Source organism: Variovorax paradoxus (assembly GCF_902712855.1).
GTDB lineage: Bacteria > Pseudomonadota > Gammaproteobacteria > Burkholderiales > Burkholderiaceae_C > Variovorax > Variovorax paradoxus_Q.
The window spans coordinates 1,350,482-1,373,628 of the sequence record NZ_LR743507.1 but is presented as its reverse complement, the minus strand read 5'-3'; the positions used below and the strand labels follow the sequence as shown (position 1 = coordinate 1,373,628).

The following is a 23,147-nucleotide window of genomic DNA, read 5'->3' as shown; positions in this document are numbered from 1 at the left end:
TTCTCAGACCACCACCAGCTGATGGTTGGCCAGCAGCGTGGCCAGGTCGACGCTCACGCCGTTGAGCGAAAGCAGCGGCGTCATCGCGTGCGCGCCGCCCGCGCCGTCGCGGTCGATGCTCAGCACGGTGTTGCCGTTGGACTGGGTCAGCTGCAGGTAGTTGCCGATCGGGTCGCCGCTGTGGGCGGCATGGTCGGTCAGCAGCGCCGAAAGGTCGATGCGGTCGGCATCCGCGCTCGACTCGAAGGCGCCCACCTTGAAGCCGTTCACCTCGTCGAAGCCGTTGCCGCCGGTGGCGCTGGCGGCCGACAGCAGCTTGTAGAGCAGCGTCTCGTGGCCCTGCTGGCCGTTGGCGGCGAGGTCCACGGTCTGCGCCGTGGCCGCCGGCTCCGTGGTGTGGCCCGTGTCCGCCACCGCCGCGACCGCCGTCTTCGCGGCGGCCGCGGGCTCCGCCGTGTCCTGCGACTCGGCGAAGGACGCGAGCGACTGGATGCCCGTGCTGCCCGCGTTGCCCACCAGCAGCTGCCCGTTGCCCAGCAGCGTCTCGAGCGAGGTGGTCACGCCGGTGAGCGTGAGCAGCGGCGTGCTGAAGTTGCCGGTGCCGTTCAGGTCGACCGAGATCACCGTGTTGCCGCCCACGTTGGTCACGTGGATGTAGTTCAGCAGCCCGGCCGAGGACGGGTCGAGCACGTAGCTGCCGCTGGCGGCGTCGAAGTACACGTGCGCGGTGCCGGTGTAGCCCGCGAGCAGCCCGCCCATGTCGATCAGGTCGGCGTCGGTGCTGGCGGCATTGGCCATGCTGCCGAGCGTGAAGCCGTTGGCCACGTCGCTGCCGTTGCCGCCGGTGGCCCTGTCGGCCGTGTTCAGCAGGTTGTAGACCAGCCGGTCGTTGCCGCCGCTCACGCCCAGCGGCCCGCCCAGGAAGTACACGTCGTTGCCGCCGCGGCCTTCGAACATGTTGTCTTCCACGCTGCCCACGAAGCTGTCGGCCAGCGCGCTGCCGCGCACGCCTTCCACGTTGTTGACCGTGCCCAGCACGCCCCAGCCGGTGACCAGGTTGGTCGTGAGGTCCACGCCCACGCCGGCCACGGCGTTGCGGAAGTCCACGATGTCCATGCCGCCGGTGGCCGACCAGGTCTTGGTCTCGCCCGGCAGCAGCGGCGTGCTCCAGCCCCCGCCGCCGTTGTAGACCCCGCTGCCGCCCAGCACGTTGTTCACCACGTAGACGTCGTTGTAGCCGGTGCCGGTCATCACGTTGGGCAGCAGCACGGCCGTGTCGGTGGTGCTCAGCACCTGCGCGCTGGTGGCTTCGCCCGGCGTCACGGTCCAGCTGAAGGTGGACGAGGCGCCGTTGCTGTTGGCCAGCAGCTTCACCGTGTAGGTCTGCGTGGGGTCCAGCCCGAACACGTTGACGATGCCCGAGCTGTCGTTGCCCCAGCTGCCCGACTGCGGGTTGAGGATCTGCGTGGCCACCAGCGTGCCCTGCGCGTTGAACACCTGCACCGTGTTGCCGAAGTACACGTTGTAGCCCTGCGCGTTCAGGATGCGCAGGTGCAGCGCGGTGCCGTCCTTCACCTGGTTGGTGTTGGCGACGAGCTGCGTGGCGGTGCTGCCGTTCATGCCCACCAGCAGGTCGACGTCGCCGTCCCAGTCGTAGTCGGCCGCGGCGATGCTGTTGATGTTGTTGGCGCCCAGGCTGGCGAGCTGGCGCGTGGCCCAGCCGCCCGCGGCCACGTTGCCGCTGTTGGTGTAGAGGTTGGCCACGCCGGTGGCGTAGTCGAGCTCGATGGCGTCCATGCGCCCGTCGCCGTTCCAGTCCACCGCCACCGAGGCGTCGCCGGCCAGCGTGTCGTTGGCCACCGCGATGCCGGTGGTCGACAGCGTGCCCGCGTTGTTCAGGTAGACCCGGCTCGCGGTGCCGGCCCTGCTGCTGTTGACGTACAGGTCGAGCCAGCCGTCGTTGTTGAAGTCGGCCCAGGTGAGCGACACCGGGTCGGTGGAGTTCAGCGTGTTCGCGTTGGTGGCGAACACGTCGTTGATGGCCTGCGACTCGGTCCAGTTCGCTCCGTTGATGCCCGTCTTGCCGTTGTTGGTCAGCAGCGTGAGCGTGAAGTCGTTGTTGTTGCCCAGCGTGGTGGTGGTGGTGCTGTGCAGCGCCAGGTCGACGCGCCCGTCGTTGTTCAGGTCCACGCCCGAGACCTCGCGGCCGGTCTGCAGGTTGGCGATGCCCGCGGCGGGCGGGACGAGGCCGGTGCTGTTGCCGTAGGTGCCAAGGATGCCCGCGGTGTTCTTGATGAACGAGGCGGAGTCGGCCGCACCGTCGCCGACGATGGCGTCCAGGAAGCCGTCGCCATCCATGTCGATCACCGCGACGCCGCCGTACGACACGCCGGTCAGGCCGGTGCCCACCGACGTGGGCGCGTAGCCCAGGCCGAGCGCCCCGGTCCACAACGGCGTGCTGTTCAGCGCCGCGTTGTTGTCGGTCCCGATGATGTCGAGGATGCCGTCCATGTTGTAGTCGAAGAACGAGTACGAGGTCGACCCGCCGCCCGACAGCACCTGCACCGCGAGGTCGCTGGTGACGTAGCTGGTGCGCGAGGTGCCGTTGTAGGCGGCCTGGTCGCCGGCGAAGCTCCAGTTGCCCTGCAGGTTGATCGCCATCGCGCCGCCGAAGCCGGTGCTGTTGCTGGTGCCGTGCGAGCCGGCCGCCGCGGGCAGGTGGTCGAGCACGGGCACCACGTCGACCTGCGTGGTGGAGGTCATGCGGCTCTGGTTGCCCGCCGCGTCCCACACCACGTAGCCCAGGTGGTAGGAGCCCACGGCGGTGGTGAGCCCCGTGGAGATCGACCACGCGCCGCCCGCGCCGACCACGGCCGTGCCGAGCACCACGTCCACGCCTTCGGTGTAGATGCCGTCGTGGTTCACGTCGTTGATGAGCGCCACCGTGGTGCCCACCTCGGCGGTGCCGTTCGTCGCGCTGCCGAAGACCGCCGTGCCGGCGGCGATGGTACGGTCGCCGTCGGCGTCGATGGCCGCCGCGTTGGCCAGCGCGGGTGCCGTGAGGCTGAGCGTGGGCGCGACCAGGTCCACGGTGTAGGTCACCGTGCTGGCCGTGCCGTGCGTGCCGTTGGCGGTGTTGTCGATGCGCACCTGCGCGGCCACCGTGGCCGAGGCGGCGTACGCGGGCGTGGCGTAGCTCCAGGTGGTGGCGCCCACCGTGCTCTGCACCGTGGTCCAGGTGAGCCCGCCGTCCAGGCTGATGCGCACCACCTCGTTGGCGTCCAGCGGGCGCGCGATGGTGCCGGTGAGCAGCGGCGTGCTGTCGCGCGTGACGAGGTCGGTGTTCACCGCGGAGCTGTTCGAGAAGCCGCCCGACACCGTCACGCCGGTGTCGGTGGCCAGCGCGGTGAGCGTGGCGAGCGCGTCCACCGTGAGCGTGAAGGCCGCGCCGGGCGTGGTCTCGTTGCCGGCCGCGTCGACCAGCGTCGCCACGTAGGTGTGCAGCCCGAAGCCCAGCACCGGCGGCGCGTAGGTCCAGCTGGTCTGCCCGGCGGTGAGCACCAGGGTCTGCACCAGCACGCCGTCCTGGTAGATGCGCAGCCGGTCGCCGGCCGCGACGCCCGCCGTGATCGTGCCGTTGAGCACGGGCGTGCTGTCGTCGGTGATGGCGCCGTTCAGCAGCGTGCCGGTGACCGCGCCGACGTTGTCGACGAAGCTGGCCACGCCCGCGACCTGCGCGGGCGGCGTGACGTCCACCGTCACGGCCTGCGAGCCGGTCGCCCCGATGTTGCCGGCCGCGTCGACCACGCGCACCTGGTAGGTGTAGGTGCCGCCGGCTAGCACGCGCGCATCGGCGAAGGACCACGCGCCGCCGACCACCACGAGGTCGACCCAGGTGGTGCCGTTGATGCTGATCTGCGCCCGCTCGCCGGTGCCCAGCGTGCCCACGGTGCCGTTGACGGTGAGCGTGGTGTCGTTGGTCAGGAAGTCGGTGGCGCTGACGCCGGTGTCGTCGCTGATCGAGACGATGCGGATGGGCGCCGTGGGCGGCGTGGTGTCCACCGTGAGCGTGAAGCCGGCCGAGGCCGCCGCCTGGTTGCCTGCCGCGTCCGTCACCACCGCGGTGTAGATGTGCGTGCTGCCGTTGGCCAGCACCGGCGTGGCGAAGGTCCAGCCGGTGCCGCTGACGGTGGCGTTGCCGAGGTAGGTGGCGCCGTCGTAGATGCGCACCGTGTCGCCCGCGGCCAGCGCGGCGCTCAGCGTGCCGTTGAGCACCGGCGTGGTGTCGTCGGTGGCGGTGCCGCTGCCGAAGTTGCCGATGTTGATGCCCACGTCGTCGGTGAAGCTCGCGATGGCCGTGGTCTGCGGCGGCGGCGTGGTGTCCACCGTGAGCGAGAAGCCGGCCGAGGCCGTGCCCTGGTTGCCCGCCGCGTCGGCCACCACGGCCGTGTAGGTGTGGGTGGTGCCGTTGGCCAGCACCGGCGTGGCGAAGGTCCAGCTGGTACCGGTGACGGTGGCCGTGCCGACCAGCGTCGCGCCGTCGTAGATGCGCACCGTGTCGCCCGCGGCCAGCGCCGCGCTCAGCGTGCCGTTGAGCACCGGCGTGGTGTCGTCGGTGACGGTGCCGCTGGCGAGGTTGCCCTGGAAGATGCCGACGTTGTCGGTGAAGTTGGCGATGGCGGCCGTCTGCACCGGCGGCGTGGTGTCGATGGTAAGCGTGAAGCCCGCCGACACCGTGCCCTGGTTGCCCGCCGCGTCGGCGATCGCCGCCGTGTAGGTGTGCGTGCTGCCGCTGGCCAGCGCGGGCGTGGCGAAGGTCCAGGTCGTGCCGGTGACGGTGGCGGTGCCCAGGAAGGTGGCGCCTTCGTAGATGCGCACCGTGTCGCCCGCGGCCAGCGCCGCGCTCAGCGTGCCGCTGAGCACCGGCGTGGTGTCGTCGGTGGTGGTGCCGCTGCCGAAGCTGCCCTGGTTGGTGCCCGCGTCGTCCAGGTAGGCGGCGATGGCCGCGGTCTGCGCGGGCGGCGTGGTGTCGACGGTGAGCGCCAGCGGCGCGGAGGCGGTGCCTTCGTTGCCGGCCGCATCGGCCACCACCGCCGTGTAGGTGTGGGTGCTGCCGTTGGCCAGCACCGGCGTGGCGAAGCTCCAGGTGGTGCCGGTGACGGTGGCCGTGCCGACCAGCGTGGCGCCGTCGTAGATGCGCACCGTGTCGCCCGCGGCCAGCGCCGCGCTCAGCGTGCCGGTGAGCACCGGCGTGGTGTCGTCGGTGCTGGTGCCGCTGCCGAAGCTGCCCTGCAGCAGGCCCGCGTCGTCGGTGTAGCCGCCGATGGCGACGGTCTGCGCGGGCGGCGTGGTGTCCACCGTGAGCGTGAAGGCCGGCGACGCCGTGCCGAGGTTGCCCGCCGCGTCGGCCACCACCGCCGTGTAGCTGTGGCTGCCGCTGCCGGCCAGCGCGCTGGGCGCGAAGGTCCAGGTGGTGCCGGTGACGGTGGCATTGCCGAGGTAGGTGGCACCGTCGTAGATGCGCACCGTGTCGCCCGTGGCCAGTGCCGCGCTCAACGTGCCGTTGAGCACCGGCGTGGTGTCGTCGGTGACGCTGCCGCCGGGCAGGTTGCCCTGGATGGTGCCGACGTTGTCGGTGAAGCTGGAGATGGCCGCGGTCTGTGCCGGCGGCGTGGTGTCGATGGTGAGCGTGAAGCCCGCCGAGGCTGTGCCGAGGTTGCCCGCCGCATCGGCCACCACGGCGGTGAAGCTGTGCGTGCTGCCATTGGCCAGGACGGCGGTGGCGAAGGTCCAGCCGGTGCCGCTGACCGTGGCGGTGCCGAGGAAGGTGGCGCCGTCGTAGATGCGCACCGTGTCGCCCGCGGCCAGCGGCGCGCTCAGCGTGCCGTTGAGCACCGGCGTGGTGTCGTCGGTCGCGGTGCCGCTGCCGAAGCTGCCTTGCAGGACGCCGGTGTCGTCGGTGAAGCTCGCCACCACCGCGGTCTGCGCGGGCGGCGTGGTGTCGACGGTGAGCGTGAGGCCGGCCGAGGGCGCGCCCTGGTTGCCCGCCACGTCGGCCACCACCGCCGTGTAGGTGTGGGTGCTGCCGTTGGCCAGCGCCGGCGTGGCGAAGGTCCAGGTGGTGCCGGTGACCGTGGCGGTGCCGACCAGCGTCGCGCCATCGTAGATGCGCACCACGTCGCCCGCGGCCAGCGCCGCGCTGAGCGTGCCGGTGAGCACCGGCGTGGTGTCGTCGGTGCTGGTGCCGCTGCCGAAGCTGCCCTGCAGCAGGCCCGCGTCGTCGGTGTAGCCGCCGATGGCGGCGGTCTGCGCGGGCGCGGTGGTGTCGATGGTGAGCGTGAAGGCCGCCGAGCGCGGGCCTTCGTTGCCCGCCGCGTCGGCCACCAGGGCCGTGTAGCTGTGGGTGCTGCCGTCGGCCAGCGCCGGCGGCGTGAAGCTCCAGGTGGTGCCGGTGACCGTGGCCGTGCCGACCAGCGTGGCGCCGTCGTAGATCCGCACCACGTCGCCCGCGGCCGGCGCGGCACCCAGCGTGCCGGTGAGCGTGGGCGTGGTGTCGTCGGTGCTCGTGCCGCTGCCGAAGCTGCCCTGCACGGTGCCCACGTTGTCGGTGTAGCCGCCGATGGTCGCGGCCAGCACCGGCGCGGTGGTGTCGACCGTGAGCACGAGGGCCGCCGATGCCGCGCCCTGGTTGCCCGCCGCATCGGCGACGACGGCCGTGTAGCTCTGCGTGCTGCCGTTGGCCAGTGCGGGTGGCGTGAAGGTCCACGTCGTGCCGGTGACCGTCGCGGTGCCGACCAGCGTGGCGCCGTCGTAGATGCGCACCACGTCGCCCGTGCCGAGTGCCGCACTCAAGGTGCCGTTCAGCGTCGGCGTGGGGTCGTCGGTGCTCGTGCCGCTGCCGAAGGCGCCCTGGTTGGTGCCCACGTCGTCGGTGTAGCTACCGATGGTGGCGCTCTGCAGTGGCGCGGTCGTGTCCACCGTAAGCACCAGCGGCGCGGAGGCCGTGCCTTCGTTGCCGGCGGCATCGGCGACGACCGCGGTGTAGCTGTGCGTGCTGCCGTTGGCGAGTGCGCCGGGCGTGAAGGTCCAGGTCGATCCGGTCACCGTGGCCGTGCCGACCAGCGTGGCGCCGTCGTAGATGCGCACCGTGTCGCCCGTGCCGAGCGTCGCGCTCAGCGTGCCGTTCAGTGTCGGCGTGGTGTCGTCGGTGCTCGTGCCGCTGCCGAAGCCGCCCTGGTTGGTGCCGACATCGTCGGTGTAGCCGCCGATGGTGGCGGTCTGCGCGGGCGCGGTGGTGTCGATGGTGAGCACGACGGCCGCAGACGCCGTGCCCTGGTTGCCCGCCGCATCGGTGACGACGGCCGTGTAGCTGTGCGTGCTGCCGTCGGCCAGGGCCGGCGGCGTGAAGGTCCAGTTCGTGCCCGTGACGGTCGCCGTGCCGACCAGCGTGGCGCCGTCGTAGATGCGCACCACGTCGCCGGTGGCCAAAGCGGCACTCAAGGTGCCGTTCAGTGTCGGCGTGGTGTCGTCGGTGCTCGTGCCGGTGCCGAAGCTGCCCTGAACGGTGCCGACGTTGTCGGTGTAGCCGCCGATGGTGGCCGTCTGCGCAGGCGCGGTGGTGTCCACCGTGAGCACCAGCGGCGCGGACGCTGTGTTCTCGTTGCCCGCCACGTCGGCGACCACGGCCGTGTAGCTGTGCGTGCTGCCGTTCGCCAGCGCGGGCGGCGTGAAGGTCCACGTCGTGCCGGTGACCGTGGCGGTGCCGACCAGCGTGGCGCCGTCGTAGATGCGCACCACGTCGCCCGTGCCGAGCGCTGCGCTGAGCGTGCCGTTCAGCGTGGGCGTGGTGTCGTCGGTGCTGGTGCCGGTGCCGAAGGCGCCCTGGTTGGCGCCCACGTCGTCGGTGTAGCCGCCGATGGTGGCGCTCTGCAGTGGCGCCGTCGTGTCCACCGCGAGCACCAGCGGTGCGGACGCTGTGTTCTCGTTGCCCGCCGCGTCGGCGACCACGGCCGTGTAGCTGTGCGTGCTGCCGTTCGCCAGTGCGGGCGGCGTGAAGATCCACGTCGTGCCGGTGACCGTGGCGGTGCCGACCAGCGTCGCACCGTCGTAGATGCGCACCACGTCGCCCGTGCCGAGCGCCGCGCTCAACGTGCCGTTCAGTGTCGGCGTGGTGTCGTCGGTGCTCGTGCCGCTGCCGAATGCGCCCTGGTTCGTGCCGACATCGTCGGTGTAGCCGCCGATGGTGGCGGTCTGTGCGGGCGCGGTGGTGTCCACCGTGAGCACCAGCGGCGCAGAAGCCGTGCCTTGATTGCCCGCCGCATCGGCGACCACCGCCGTGTAGCTGTGAGTGCTACCGTCGGAGAGGGCCGGCGGAGTGAAGGTCCAGGTGGTGCCTGTGACCGTCGCGGTGCCGACCAGCGTGGCGCCGTCGTAGATGCGTACCACGTCGCCCGTACCCAATGCGGCGCTCAGCGTGCCGTTCAGCGTCGGCGTGGTGTCGTCGGTGCTGGTGCCGCTGCCGAAGCTGCCCTGCACCGTGCCGGCGTTGTCGGTGTAGCCGCCGACGATGGCCGTCTGCAGCGGCGCGGTCGTGTCCACCGTGAGCACCAGCGGCGCGGAGGCCGCAGCCTCGTTGCCCGCCGCATCGGCGACCACCGCGGTATAGCTGTGCGTGCTGCCGTCCGCGAGCGCGGGCGGTGTGAAGGTCCAGGTGGTGCCGGTGACCGTCGCGGTGCCGACCAGCGTGGCGCCGTCGTAGATGCGCACCGCATCGCCCGTGCCCAGCGCCGCGCTCAGTGTGCCGTTCAATGTCGGCGTGGTGTCGTCGGTGCTCGTGCCGCTGCCGAACGCGCCCTGGTTGGTTCCGACATCGTCGGTGTAGCCGCCGATGGTGGCGGTCTGCGCCGGTGCGGTCGTGTCGATCGTAAGCACCAGCGGCGCGGAGGCCGCTCCTTCGTTGCCCGCCGCATCGGCGACCACCGCCGTATAGCTGTGCGTGCTGCCGTTGGCGAGCGCGCCAAGCGTGAAGATCCAGCTCGATCCGGTGACCGTGGCGGTGCCCACCAGCGTCGCGCCGTCGTAGATGTGCACCGTGTCGCCCGCGGCCAATGGCGCGCTCAGGGTGCCCGAGAGCGTGGGCGTGGTGTCGTCGGTGCTGGTGCCGCTGCCGAAGGTGCCCTGCACCGTGCCGACGTCGTCGATGTAGCCCGTGACGACGGCGGTCTGCGCAGGCGCGGTGGTGTCCACCGTGAGCGTGAAGCCCGCCGACCGTGCGCCCTCGTTGCCCGCGGCATCGGCCACCACCGCGGTGTACGTGTGCGTGCTGCCGCCGGCCAGCACCGGCGTGGCGAAGCTCCAGCTCGTGCCGCTGACCGTGGCCGTGCCGATGAGGGTCGTGCCTTCGTAGATGCGCACCACGTCGCCCGCAGCGAGCGGGCTGCCCAGCGTGCCCGTCAGCACCGGCGTGGTGTCGTCGGTCGGCACACCGCTGCCGAACGTGCCCTGGTTGGCACCCACGTCGTCGACATAGCCGCCGATGGCCGCGGAGACGGCAGGCACCGTGGTGTCCACCGCGAGCGCGAAGGCAGGCGACGGCGTGCTCTCGTTGCCCGCCGCATCCGTCACCACCGCCGTGTAGCTGTGCGTGCTGCCGTTGGCCAGCGCGGGAAGCGCGAAGCTCCACGTCGTGCCCGTGACCGTGGCGGTGCCCACCAGCGTGGCGCCGTCGTAGATGCGCACGAACTCGCCCGCCGCCAGGCCCGCGCTCAGCGTGCCGTTGAGCACCGGCGTGGTGTCGTCCGTGGGCACGCCGCTGCCGAAGCTGCCCTGGTTGGTGCCCACGTCGTCGGTGTACGACACCACCGTGGCGAGCTGCGACGGGCCGTTGGTCGTCACGCTCAGCGTGAAGTCCGCCGAGCGCGTGCCTTCGTTGCCCGCGGCATCGGCCACCACCGCGGTGTAGGTGTGCGTGCTGCCGTTCGGCAGGCCCGGCGTGGCGAAGCTCCAGCTCGTGCCGGTGACCGTGGCGGTGCCGATGAGCGTGGCGCCGTCGTAGATGCGCACCAAGTCGCCCGCCGCCAGGGCCGCCCTCAGCGTGCCGTTGAGCACCGGCGTGGTGTCGTCGGTGGGCACGCCGCTGCCGAAGTCGCCCTGCGCGGCGCCGGCGTTGTCGGTGTAAGTGGCGATCGCCGCCGCCTGTGCGGGCGCGGTGGTGTCCAGCGTGAGCGTCAAGGCGGGCGATGCCGCGCTCTCGTTGCCCGCGGCATCGGCGACCACCGCTGTGTAGCTGTGGGCCACGCCTTCGGCGAGGGTCGGCGGAACGAAGCTCCAGCCGGTGCCGGTGACGGTGGCCGTGCCCAGCAGCGTGGTGCCGTCGTAGATGCGCACCACGTCGCCCGTGCCGAGTGCAGCGCTCAGCGTGCCCGTGAGCGTGGGCGTGGGGTCGTCGGTGGTGCCGCTGCCGAAGCTGCCCTGCAGCGTGCCCACGTCGTCGGTGTAGCCGCCGATGGTCGCGGTCTGCGCGGGCGCGGTGGTGTCGATGGTGAGGGTGATGGGTGCGGATGCGGTGCCCTGGTTGCCTGCGGCGTCGGTGACCACGGCCGTGTAGCTGTGGGTGCTGCCGTCGGCCAGTGCCGGTGGTGTGAAGGTCCAGGTGGTGCCGGTGACGGTCGCCGTGCCGACCAGCGTGGCGCCGTCGTAGATGCGCACCACGTCGCCCGTGCCGAGCGCCGCGCTCAGCGTGCCGTTCAGCGTCGGCGTCGTGTCGTCGGTGCTCGTGCCGCTGTTGAAGCTGCCCTGCACGGTGCCGACGTTGTCGGTGTAGCCGCCGATGGTCGCGGTCTGCGCGGGCGCGGTGGTATCGATGTCGATGACGATGCCGGCCGAAGGTGTGCCCTCGTTGCCTGCGGCGTCGGTGACCACGGCCGTGTAGCTGTGCGTGCTGCCGTCGGCGAGCGCGGGCGGCGTGAAGGTCCAGCTGGTGCCGGTGACCGTGGCCGTGCCGACCAGCGTGGTGCCGTCGTAGATGCGCACCACGTCGCCCGTGCCGAGCGCCGCACTCAGCGTGCCGTTCAGCGTCGGCGTCGTGTCGTCGGTCGGCTCGCCGCTGCCGAAGCTGCCCTGCACGGTGCCGACGTTGTCGGTGTAGCCGCCGATGGTCGCGGTCTGCGCGGGCGCGGTGGTGTCCACCGTGAGCACCAGCGGCGCGGAGGCTGTGTTCTCGTTGCCCGCCGCATCGGCGACCACGGCCGTGTAGCTGTGCGTGCTGCCGTCCGCGAGCGCGGGCGGCGTGAAGGTCCAGCTGCCGCCAGTGACCGTGGCCGTGCCGACGAAGGTGGTGCCGTCGTAGATGCGCACCGTGTCGCCCGCGGCCAGCGGCGCACTGAGCGTGCCGTTCAGCGTCGGCGTCGTGTCATCGGTCGGAATGCCGCTGCCGAACGTGCCCTGGCTAGTGCCCACGTCGTCGGTGTAGCCGCCGACGGTGGCCGTCTGTGTCGGCGCCGTGGTGTCGACGGTGAGCACGAGCCCGGTCGAGGGCGTGCCTTCGTTGCCCGCGGCATCGGCCACGACCACCGTGTAGGTGTGGGTGCTGCCGTCGGCTAGCGCGCTAGGCGTGAAGGTCCAGGTCGTGCCGGTGACCGTGGCGGTGCCGACCAGCGTCGTGCCGTCGTAGACGCGCACCACGTCGCCCGTGCCGAGCGCCGCACTGAGCGTGCCGTTCAGCGTGGGCGTGGTGTCGTCCGTGCTGGTGCCGCTGCCGAAGCTGCCCTGCACCGTGCCGGCGTTGTCCGCATAGCCGTCGAGGCTTGCGGTCTGCGTGGGCGCGGTGGTGTCGATGGTGAGCGTGAAGCCGGCCGAAGGCGTGCCCTCGTTGCCGGCGGCGTCCGCCACCACGGCGGTGTAGCTGTGGGTGCTGCCGTTGGCGAGGGCTCCCGGCGCGAAGGTCCAGTTCGTGCCGGTGACCGTGGCCGTGCCGACCAGCGTCGTGCCGTCGTAGATGCGCACCACGTCGCCAGTGCCCAGCGCGGCGCCCAGCGTGCCGTTGAGCACCGGCGCGGTGTCGTCCGTCGTCGTGCCGCTGCCGAAATTGCCCTGGTTGGTGCCCACGTCGTCGGCATAGCTGGCGATGGCCGCGGTCTGCGCCGGCGCGGTGGTGTCCACCGTGAGCGTCAGCCCGGCGGATGCCGTGCCAAGGTTGCCCGCCGCGTCGGTCACCACCGCGGTGTAGGTGTGCGTGCTGCCGTCGGCCAGCGCGGGGGGCGTGAAGCTCCAGGCCGTGCCGTTGACCGTGGCGGTGCCGACGAAGGTGACGCCGTCGTAGATGCGCACGGTGTCGCCCGCGCCCAGCGCGGCGCTCAGGGTGCCATTCAGCGTGGGTGTGGTGTCGTCGGTGCGGGTGCCGCTGCCGAAGGTGCCCTGCACGGTGCCCGCGTTGTCGGCGTAGCCGCCGACGGTGGCCGTCTGCGCCGGCGCCGTGGTGTCGATCGTGAGCACGAGCCCGGTCGAGGGCGTGCCCTGGTTGCCTGCCGCATCGGCCACGACCGCGGTGTACGTGTGCGTGCTGCCGTCGGCCAGCGCCGGCGGCGTGAAGCTCCAGGTGGTGCCCGTGACCGTCGCGGTGCCGACCAGCGTCGCACCGTCGTAGATGCGCACCACATCGCCCGTGCCCAGCGCGGCGCTGAGCGTGCCGTTCAGCGTGGGAGTGGTGTCGTCGGTGCGGGTGCCGCTGCCGAAGCTGCCCTGGAGGATGCCGGTGTTGTCGGTGTAGCCGTCGAGGCTCGCGGTCTGCGCGGGCGCGGCGGTGTCCACCGTGAGCGAGAGACCGGCCGAGGGCGTGCCCTCGTTGCCGGCCGCGTCCGTCACCACCGCCGTGTAGCTGTGCGTGCTGCCGTTGGCCAGCGCCGGCGGCGTGAAGGTCCAGGTGGTGCCTGTGACCGTCGCGGTGCCGACCAGCGTGGCGCCGTCGTAGATGCGCACCACGTCGCCCGTGCCGAGTGCAGCGCTCAGCGAGCCCGTGAGCGTGGGCGTGGTGTCGTCGGTGGTCGTGCCGCTGCCGAACGTACCCTGGTTGGTGCCGACGTTGTCGGTGTAGCCGCCGATGGCGGCCGTCTGCACAGGCGCGGTGGTGTCCACGGCGAGCACCAGCGGCGCCGAGGCCGTGCCGAGGTTGCCCGCGGCATCGGCGATCACGGCCGTGTAGCTGTGGCTGCTGCCGTCGGCCAGCACCGGCGTGGCGAAGCTCCATGCGGTGCCGTTCACCGTCGCCGTGCCGATGAAGGTGGCGCCGTCGTAGATGCGCACCACATCGCCCATGCCGAGCGCCGCGCTCAGCGTGCCGGTGAGCACCGGCGCGGTGTCGTCGGTCGGCACGCCGCTGCCGAACGTGCCCTGCACCGTGCCCACGTCGTCGGTGTAGCCGATGAAGCTGGCGGTCTGTGTGGGCGGCGTGGTGTCGATGGTGAGCGTGACCGCCGGCGAGGCCGTGCCCTCGTTGCCGGCGGCATCGGCGACGACCGCCGTGTAGCTGTGCGTGCTGCCGTTGGCGAGTGCGCCGGGCGTGAAGGTCCAGGTCGATCCGGTGACCGTGGCCGTGCCCACCAGCGTGGCGCCGTCGTAGATGCGCACCACGTCGCCCGTGCCCAATGCCGCACTCAGCGTGCCGTTCAATGTCGGCGTGGTGTCGTCGGTGCTGGTGCCGCTGCCGAACGTGCCCTGGCTGGCGCCGACGTTGTCGGTGTAGCCGCCGATGGTGGCGGTCTGCGCGGGCGCGGTGGTGTCGACCGTGAGCGTGACGGCCGGCGAAGCCGTGCCCTGGTTGCCCGCCGCATCGGCCACGACCGCGGTGTAGGTGTGCGTGCTGCCGCCGGCCAATGCCGGCGGCGTGAAGGTCCAGGTGGTGCCGGTGACTGTCGCGGTGCCGACCAGCGTGGCGCCGTCGTAGATGCGCACCGTGTCGCCCGTGCCGAGCGCCGCGCTCAGCGTGCCGTTCAGCGTGGGTGTGGTGTCGTCGGTGCTCGTGCCGCTGCCGAACGTGCCCTGGTTGGTGCCGACATCGTCGGTGTAGCCGCCGATGGTGGCGGTCTGCGTGGGCGCGGTGGTGTCCACCGCGAGCACCAGCGGCGCGGAGGCCGCGCCGAGGTTGCCCGCGGCGTCGGCCACCACGGCCGTGTAGCTGTGGGTGCTGCCGTCGGCCAGCACCGGCGTGGCGAAGCTCCAGGTCGTGCCGCTCACCGTCGCGGTGCCCACGAAGGTGGCGCCGTCGTAGATGCGCACCGTGTCGCCCGTGGCCAGCGCCGCGCTCAGCGTGCCGGTGAGCACCGGCGCGGTGTCGTCGGTCGGCACGCCGCTGCCGAACGTGCCCTGCACCGTCCCCACGTCGTCCGTGTAGGCGATGAAGGTGGCGGTCTGCGCGGGCGCCGTGGTGTCGACGGTGAGGGTGAAGCCGGCCGAGGCCGTGCCCTCGTTGCCGGCCGCGTCGGCCACCACCGCGGTGTAGGTGTGCGTGCTGCCGTCGGCCAGCGTGGGCGGCGCGAAGGTCCACGTGGTGCCGCTCACCGTGGCCGTGCCGACCAGCGTGGCGCCGTCGTAGATGCGCACCGTGTCGCCGGTGCCGAGCGCAGCGCCCAGCGTGCCGTTGAGCACCGGCGTGGTGTCGTCGGTGACGCTGCCGCTGCCGGACGCGCCCTGCACGATACCGACGTTGTCGGTGAACGAGACGATGGCCGCGGACTGCGTCGGCGGCGTGAGGTCCACCGTGAGCGTGAAGGCCGGCGAGGCCGTGCCCTGGTTGCCGACCGCGTCGGTCACCACCGCGGTGTAGCTGTGCGTGCTGCCATCGGCCAGCGCGCCCGGCGCGAAGGTCCAGGTCGCGCCGGTGACGGTGGCCGTGCCCAGCAGCGTCGCGCCCTCGTAGATGCGCACCGTGTCGCCGGGGCCGATCGGGCCGCTGAGCGTGCCGTTGAGCACCGGCATGATGTCGTCGGTGGTGGTGCCGCTGCCGAAGTTGCCCTGGTTGGTGCCTGCGTCGTCCGCATAGCTCGCGATGAGCACGGTCTGCGCGGGCGGCGTGGTGTCCACCACCACGGTGAAGCCGCCCGAGGCCGTGCCCTGGTTGCCGGCCGCGTCGGCCACCACAGCCGTGTAGGTGTGGATGCTGCCGTCGGCCAGCACCGGCGTGGCGAAGCTCCAGGTGTTGCCGTTGACGGTGGCCGTGCCCACCAGCGTGCTGCCCTCGTAGATGCGCACCACCTCGCCCGCGCCCAGGGGCGCGCTGAGCGTGCCGTTGAGCACCGGCGTGGTGTCGTCGGTGGGCACGCCGCTGCCGAAGTTGCCGACCGTGCCGCCCGCGTTGTCGGCGTAGCTCGCGATGGCGACGGTCTGCACCGGCGCGACGGTGTCCACGGTGAGCGCGAAGCCGGCCGAGGGCGTGCCTTCGTTGCCGGCCGCGTCGGCCACCACCGCGGTGTAGGTGTGGGTGGTGCCGTTGGCCAGGGCCGGCGGCGCGAAGGTCCACGCGGTGCCGCTGACGGTGGCGGTGCCCACCAGCGTGGCGCCGTCGTAGATGCGCACCGTGTCGCCCGTGGCGAGCGGCCCGGTGAGCGTTCCGTTGAGCACCGGGGTGGTGTCGTCCGTGGGCGTGCCGGACGGGAACGCCCCCTGGTTGGCGCCGGCGTTGTCGGTGTACGAGACGATGCCCGCGCCCAGCGTGGGCGCCGTGGTGTCGATCGTGACGACCACCGGCGCGGAGGCCGCGCCTTCGTTGCCCGCCGCGTCGGCGACCAGGACCGTGTAGCTGTGGGTGCTGCCGTCGGCCAGCGGGCCCGGCGTGAAGGTCCAGCCCGTGCCGGTGACGGTGGCCGTGCCCACCAGCGTGGCGCCGTCGTAGATGCGCACCGTGTCGCCCGTGCTGAGCGGGGCGCTCAGGATGCCGCTCAGTGTCGGCGTGGTGTCGTCAGTGGGCACGCCGCTGCCGAAGCTGCCCTGCACCGTCCCGACGTTGTCGATGTAGCCGCCGACGCCGGCGGTCTGCGAGGGCGGCGTGGTGTCGACGGTGAGCACCAGGGGCGCGGACGCCGCGCTCTCGTTGCCCGCCACGTCGGCGACCACGGCCGTGTAGCTGTGCGTGGTGCCGTTGGCGAGCGCGCCCGGCGTGAAGCTCCAGCTCGCGCCGTTCACCGTGGCGGTGCCGACCAGTGTGGCACCGTCGTAGATGCGCACCACGTCGCCCGTGCCCAGCGGCGCGCTCAGCGTGCCGTTCAATGTCGGCGTGGTGTCGTCGGTGCTCGTGCCGCTGCCGAAGTTGCCCTCCAGCGTGCCGGTGTCGTCGGTGTAGTTCGAGATGGCGGCGGTCTGCACGGGCGCGGTGGTGTCCACCGTGAGCGTGAACGGCGGCGACGCCGTGCCGAGGTTGCCCGCGGCGTCGGCCACCACCGCGGTAAAGCTGTGCGTGCTGCCGTTGGCCAGCGCCGTCGTCGAGAAGGTCCAGGCGTTGCCCGTGACGGTGGCGGTGCCGAGGAAGGTCGCGCCGTCGTAGATGCGCACCGTGTCGCCCGCGGCCAGCGGGCCACTCAGCGTGCCGTTGAGCGTGGGGGTGGTGTCGTCGGTGACGCTGCCGCTGGCCAGGCCGCCTTGCACCGTGCCCACGTTGTCGGTGACGCTGCCGATGCCCGCGGTCTGCGCAGGCGCGGTGGTGTCCACCGTGAGCGTGAAGCCCGCCGAGCGCGCACCCTCGTTGCCCGCGGCATCGGCCACCACCGCGGTGTACGTGTGCGTGCTGCCGCCGGCCAGCACCGGCGTGGCGAAGCTCCAGCTCGTGCCGCTGACCGTGGCCGTGCCGATGAGGGTCGTGCCCTCGTAGATGCGCACCACGTCGCCCGCAGCAAGCGGGCTGCCCAGCGTGCCCGTCAGCACCGGCGTGGTGTCGTCGGTCGGCACACCGCTGCCGAACGTACCCTGGTTGGCGCCCACGTCGTCGACATAGCCGCCGATGGTGGTGGTCTGCACAGGCACCGTGGTGTCCACCGCGAGCGCGAAGGCAGGCGACGGCGTGCTCTCGTTGCCCGCCGCATCCGTCACCACCGCCGTGTAGCTGTGCGTGCTGCCGTTGGCCAGCGCGGGAAGCGCGAAGCTCCACGTCGTGCCCGTGACCGTGGCGGTGCCCACCAGCGTGGCGCCGTCGTAGATGCGCACGAACTCGCCCGCCGCCAGGCCCGCGCTCAGCGTGCCGTTGAGCACCGGCGTGGTGTCGTCCGTGGGCACGCCGCTGCCGAAGCTGCCCTGGTTGGTGCCCACGTCGTCGGTGTACGACACCACCGTGGCGAGCTGCGACGGGCCGTTGGTCGTCACGCTCAGCGTGAAGTCCGCCGAGCGCGTGCCTTCGTTGCCCGCGGCATCGGCCACCACCGCGGTGTAGGTGTGCGTGCTGCCGTTCAGCAGGCCCGGCGTGGCGAAGGTCCAGCTCGTGCCGGTGACCGTGGCGGTGCCGATGAGCGTGGCGCCGTCGTAGATGCGCACCGTGTCGCCCACCGCCAGTGCGGCCGTCAGCGTGCCGTTGAGCACCGGCGTGGTGTCGTCGGTGGTGGTGCCGCTGCCGAAGTCGCCCTGCGCGGCGCCGGCGTTGTCGGTGTAAGTGGCGATCGCCGCCGCCTGTGCGGGCGCGGTGGTGTCCAGCGTGAGCGTCAAGGCGGGCGATGCCGCGCTCTCGTTGCCCGCGGCATCGGCGACCACCGCTGTGTAGCTGTGGGCCACGCCTTCGGCGAGGGTCGGCGGAACGAAGCTCCAGCCGGTGCCGGTGACGGTGGCCGTGCCCAGCAGCGTGGTGCCGTCGTAGATGCGCACCACGTCGCCCGTGCCGAGTGCAGCGCTCAGCGTGCCCGTGAGCGTGGGCGTGGGGTCGTCGGTGGTGCCGCTGCCGAAGCTGCCCTGCAGCGTGCCCACGTCGTCGGTGTAGCCGCCGATGGTCGCGGTCTGCGCGGGCGCGGTGGTGTCGATGGTGAGGGTGATGGGTGCGGATGCGGTGCCCTGGTTGCCTGCGGCGTCGGTGACCACGGCCGTGTAGCTGTGGGTGCTGCCGTCGGCCAGTGCCGGTGGTGTGAAGGTCCAGGTGGTGCCGGTGACGGTCGCCGTGCCGACCAGCGTGGCGCCGTCGTAGATGCGCACCACGTCGCCCGTGCCGAGCGCCGCGCTCAGCGTGCCGTTCAGCGTCGGCGTCGTGTCGTCGGTGCTCGTGCCGCTGTTGAAGCTGCCCTGCACGGTGCCGACGTTGTCGGTGTAGCCGCCGATGGTCGCGGTCTGCGTGGGCGCGGTGGTATCGATGTCGATGACGATGCCGGCCGAAGGTGTGCCCTCGTTGCCTGCGGCGTCGGTGACGACTGCGGTGTACGTGTGCGTGCTGCCGTCGGCAAGCGCGGGCGGCGTGAACGTCCAGCTGGTGCCGGTGACCGTGGCCGTACCCACCAGCGTCGCGCCGTCGTAGATGCGCACCACGTCGCCCGTGCCGAGTGCCGCACTCAAGGTGCCGTTCAGCGTCGGCGTCGTGTCGTCGGTCGGCACGCCGCTGCCGAACGTGCCCTGGCTGGTGCCGACGTTGTCGGTGTAGCCGCCGACGGTGGCTGTCTGCGTCGGTGCGGTGGTGTCGATCGTGATCGCGATGGCGCTCGACGGCGTGCCGAGGTTGCCCGCCGCGTCGGCGACCACGGCCGTGTAGCTGTGCGTGCTGCCGTCCGCGAGCGCGGGCGGCGTGAAGGTCCAGCTGCCGCCAGTGACCGTGGCCGTGCCGACGAAGGTGGTGCCGTCGTAGATGCGCACCGTGTCGCCCGCGGCCAGCGGCGCGTTCAGCGTGCCGGTGAGCGTAGGCGTGGTGTCGTCGGTGCTGGTGCCGCTGCCGAAGGTGCCCTGCACCGTGCCGGCATCGTCGATGTAGCCGCCGATGCCCGCCACCTGCGTGGGCGCGGTGGTGTCCACCGTGAGCGTGAAGCCGGCCGAGGGCGTGCCCTCGTTGCCGGCGGCGTCGGCCACCACGGCGGTGTAGGTGTGCGTGCTGCCGTTGGCCAGCGCGGGCGTGGCGAAGGTCCACGTGGTGCCCGTGACGGTGGCCGTGCCGACCAGCACGCCGCCGTCGTAGATGCGCACCACGTCGCCCGAGCCGAGCGCCGCGCCCAGCGTGCCGTTGAGCACCGGCGTGGTGTCGTCGGTGACGGTGCCGCCCGCCAGGTTGCCCTGGTCTGCGCCCGCGTTGTCGGTGTAGGTGACGACGGCGGCCGCCTGGGTGGGCGCCACGTTGTCCAGCGTCACGGTGCGGGTGTCGGTGGCGGCGTTGAGCGCAAGGTCCTGCACGTCGGCGCGGATCGTCACCGGTCCGTTGGTGAGGCCGCTGATGTCGGCCGCGGTGGCGGTCCAGGCATTGCCCGCGACGACGGCGGTGACCGTCACGCTGTTCGTGCCGTCGCTGAAGGTCACGGTGACGGTCTGGCCGTTCTGCACGTTCTGCGTGGTGCCGCTGACCACCAGCGCATGGTCTTCCGCCGCGTTGACCCGGTCGTCGCCGGCCACCGGCGTGCCGATGGCGATGGCCGGCGCCGCGGTGCTGGTGGCGTAGGCGTGGTTGTCGGTGCCGGTGGCGGTGTTGCCCGCCGCATCGCGGGTGACCACGCTGGCGGCCACGGTGTGGTCGGCGTCGGCCACCAGGTCGCTGCCCGCCACCGCGATGCTCCACTGGCCGCCCGCGTCCACGGTGCCGCTGTAGCTCACGCCGTTGATCACCAGCGTGACCACGTCGCCGGCCTTGGTGCCGGTGGCGGTGCCGCTCACGGCCACCGTGCCGCCGGCCTCGACGGCGTTGACCACGTTGTCCGCCGTGACCGGCCCGACCGTGAGCACCGGCGTGGCCAGGGTGGTGTCGAGCGTGGCGCTGTCGGTGGCCGGCGCCGACACGTTGCCCGCCAGGTCGCGGCTGGTGGCGCTCACCGCGAGCGTGCCGCCTTCGGCCGGGTTGGCGAAGGCGACGTTGATGAACCCGTTGGCCACGTCCGCCGCACCCAGCGTGACGCTCACCACGTTCGTGCCGTCGCTGACGTCGATCACGTCGCCCGCCGCCGCGCCGGACACCAGCGAGACCTTCACGGTCACGTTGGGGCCCTTCTCGGCGGCGTTGATGAAGCCGTCGTTGTTGGCGTCGTTCACGATGGCGACGGCGATCACCGGCGCCACGCTGTCGACCGTGGCCGTGCCCGGCGCGCTGGTGTTGCCGGCCGCGTCGGTGGCGGTGACGTTGAGCACCGTGCCGTTGGGCGGCACGGTGGCGGGCACGAGGCTGTAGCCGCCGCCCGGCCCGGCGGTGACGCTGCCGATGACGTTGCCCGCGCCGTCCGTGATGGTGACCAGCGCGCCCGGCTCGGCCGTGCCGGTGATGGGGCTGCCGTCGGTCGGGTTCACCGTGGGCGCGGCCGGGGCCACGCTGTCGACCGTGACCGTCGCGTCCGAACTGGCGTTGCCGGCCGCGTCGCTGGCGGTGACGTGCAGCACGGTGCCGTGGGGCGGCACGGTGGCGGGCACCACGCTGTAGCTGCCGTCGGGCCCGGCGGTGGCGCTGCCGACCACGTTGCCGCCGTTGTCGGTGACAGTGACGGTCGCGCCCGGCTCGGCCTTGCCGGTGATCGGGCTGCCGTCGGTCGGGTTCACCGTGGGCGTGCCCGGCGCCACGCTGTCGACCGTGGCGGTGCCCTCGGGACCGGTGTTGCCGGCAGCGTCGGTGGCCGTGGCGTGCAGCACCGTGCCGTTGGGCGGCGGCGCCGAGGGCGTGATGCTGTAGCGCCCGTCGACGCCGGCGGTGGCGCTGCCGATCACGGTGCCGCCGCCGTCGGTGACGGCGACCACCGCGCCGGGTTCGGCCGTGCCGGTGATCGGGCTGCCGTCGGTCGGGTTCACGGTGGGCGCGCCGGGCGCCACGCTGTCGACGGTGGTGGTCGCATCGGGGCTGGTGTTGCCGGTGGCATCGCTCGCACGCACGTGCAGCACGGTGCCGTTGGCCGGCGTGACGGCCGGCACGATGGTGTACGCGCCGCCCGGCCCGGCGGTGGCGCTGCCGATCACGGTGCCGCCGGCGTCGGTCACGGTGACCAGCGAGCCCGGCTCGGCGGTGCCGGTGATGGGACTGCCGTCCGTCGGGTTCACCGTGGGCGTGCCCGGCGCCACGCTGTCGACCGTGACGGTGGCCTCCGCGCTGGTGTTGCCGGAGGCGTCCGTCGCCGTGACGTGCAGCACGGTGCCGTTGGGCGGCACGGTGGCCGGCACGATGCTGTAGCTGCCGTCGGGCGCCGCGGTGGCGCTGCCGATCGGCGTGCCGTTGCCGTCGGTCACCTTGACCACCGAGCCCGGCTCGGCGGTGCCGGTGATGGGGCTGCCGTCGGTGAGCTGCACGACGGGCGCGGCGGGCGCCACGCTGTCGACCGTGACGGTGGCCTCGGCGCTGGTGTTGCCGGCCGCGTCGGTGGCGCTCACGTGCAGCACCGTGCCGTTGGGCGGCACGACGGCGGGGGTGATGGTGTAGGCGCCGTTGGGCGCGACGGTGGCGCTGCCGACCACGGCGCCGTTGTCGTCGGTCACGGTCACCACTGAGCCGGGCTCGGCCGTGCCGGTGATCGGGCTGCCGTCGGTCGGGTCGACCGTGGGCGTCGGCGAGGTGGCGTCCACGGTGGCCGTGGCGGGCGCGCTGGCGTTGCCGGCGGCGTCGGTGGCCACGGCGACGATCACCGTGCCCTGCGCGGGCGGCGTGACGGGCGCGAAGCTGAAGGTGCCGTCGGGTCCGGCGGTGACGCTGCCGATCACCGCGCCGCCGGCGGTGCTGAGCGTGACCACCGCGCCGGGTTCGGCCGTGCCGGTGATCGGCTGGCCGTCGGTCGGGTTGAGCACGGGCGCCGCGGGTGGGGTGCTGTCGACCGTGGCGGTGGTCTCGGCGCCGGTGTTGCCGGCCGCGTCGGTGGCGCTCACGTGCAGCACGGTGCCGTCCGGCGGCACGGTGGCGGGGGTGATGCTGTACGTGCCGTCCGCACCGGCGGTGGCGCTGCCGATCACATGGCCATTGCCGTCGGTCACGGTCACCAGCGAACCGGGCTCGGCGGTGCCGGTGATCGGGCTGCCGTCGGTCGGTTTCACCGTGGGCGCCGCCGGGGGCGTGCTGTCGACGACGACGGTGGCCGGCGGGCTGGCGTTGCCGGCCGGGTCGGTGGCCACCACCTGCAGCACGCTGCCGTCGGCCGGCGGCGTGGCGGGGGTGATGCTGTAGCTGCCATCCGCGCCCGCGGTGGCGCTGCCGATCACGCGGCCGCTGGCGTCGATGACGGTGACCACCGCGCCCGGTTCGGCCGTGCCGGTGATCGCGCCGCCGTTGGTCGGCCGCACGGTGGGCGCGCCCGGAGGGGTGGTGTCGCCGGGGCCGGTGGGCGGCGGAAAGCCGCCGAAGACGGGGCCGTCGCCGCCCCCTCCGCCGCCGCTGGCCAGCGCGCCGACCGCAAGACCGGCACCCACCACCCAAGGCAGCGCGCCGAGATCCACGCCCTGCTGAAGAAGCAGGGGTTCGACCGAATCGATGCTGCTGTAGCCGACCGCCAGTTCGCCCTGCGGGCCCGGCGTGTCGCCGATGTTGGCCAGCCACTCGCCGCCTTCGCCGTTGAGCACCAGGTCGCTGCGCGGCTGGCCGGCAGGGGTGAAGAAACCGTGCACCGTGATCGTCTCGCCGGCGGTGGTGCTCACCACCAGGTCGTTGCCCACCCGGCGCATGCCGGCGACCTGGGCCCTCGACAGATCGAGACGGACCACGGAGGCCTCCGTCAGGGAAATTTCGCTTGCGGATGCAATCTTGTTGACCGCACCACCCCGCTTTTCGATTATTTCCAACGAGACCATTCCGCCCCCCGATGTCAGATCAATCTATTTCCCGAGCACCCGAAAGCGCCGTTGAAAACACAATCTAACAATGATGACGAAATATGCAACGTGACGCTAAGTCTTAGATTTCCTTGAGAATTCGGCGAAATTTGGAATAGATTAATACTTTTTTACAATACCTGTCAGTGTTTGTCCGACAAGAATTACCAAAAACTTATTTGTAAGAAATGCAATCGCCGAAACCCAATTGCATGCATTCGACGTCG

At 72.3% G+C, this 23,147-nt stretch carries 1 protein-coding gene; it reads right to left on the bottom strand.

Annotation, left to right across the window (positions count from 1 at the left end; translation table 11 throughout):
- Positions 1–3: 3 nt before the first annotated feature.
- Entirely contained in the window at positions 4–22,899 is a 22,896-nt protein-coding gene (locus AACL56_RS06115) for an Ig-like domain-containing protein (RefSeq protein ID WP_339088931.1), read from the bottom strand.
- Positions 22,900–23,147 lie beyond the last annotated feature (248 nt).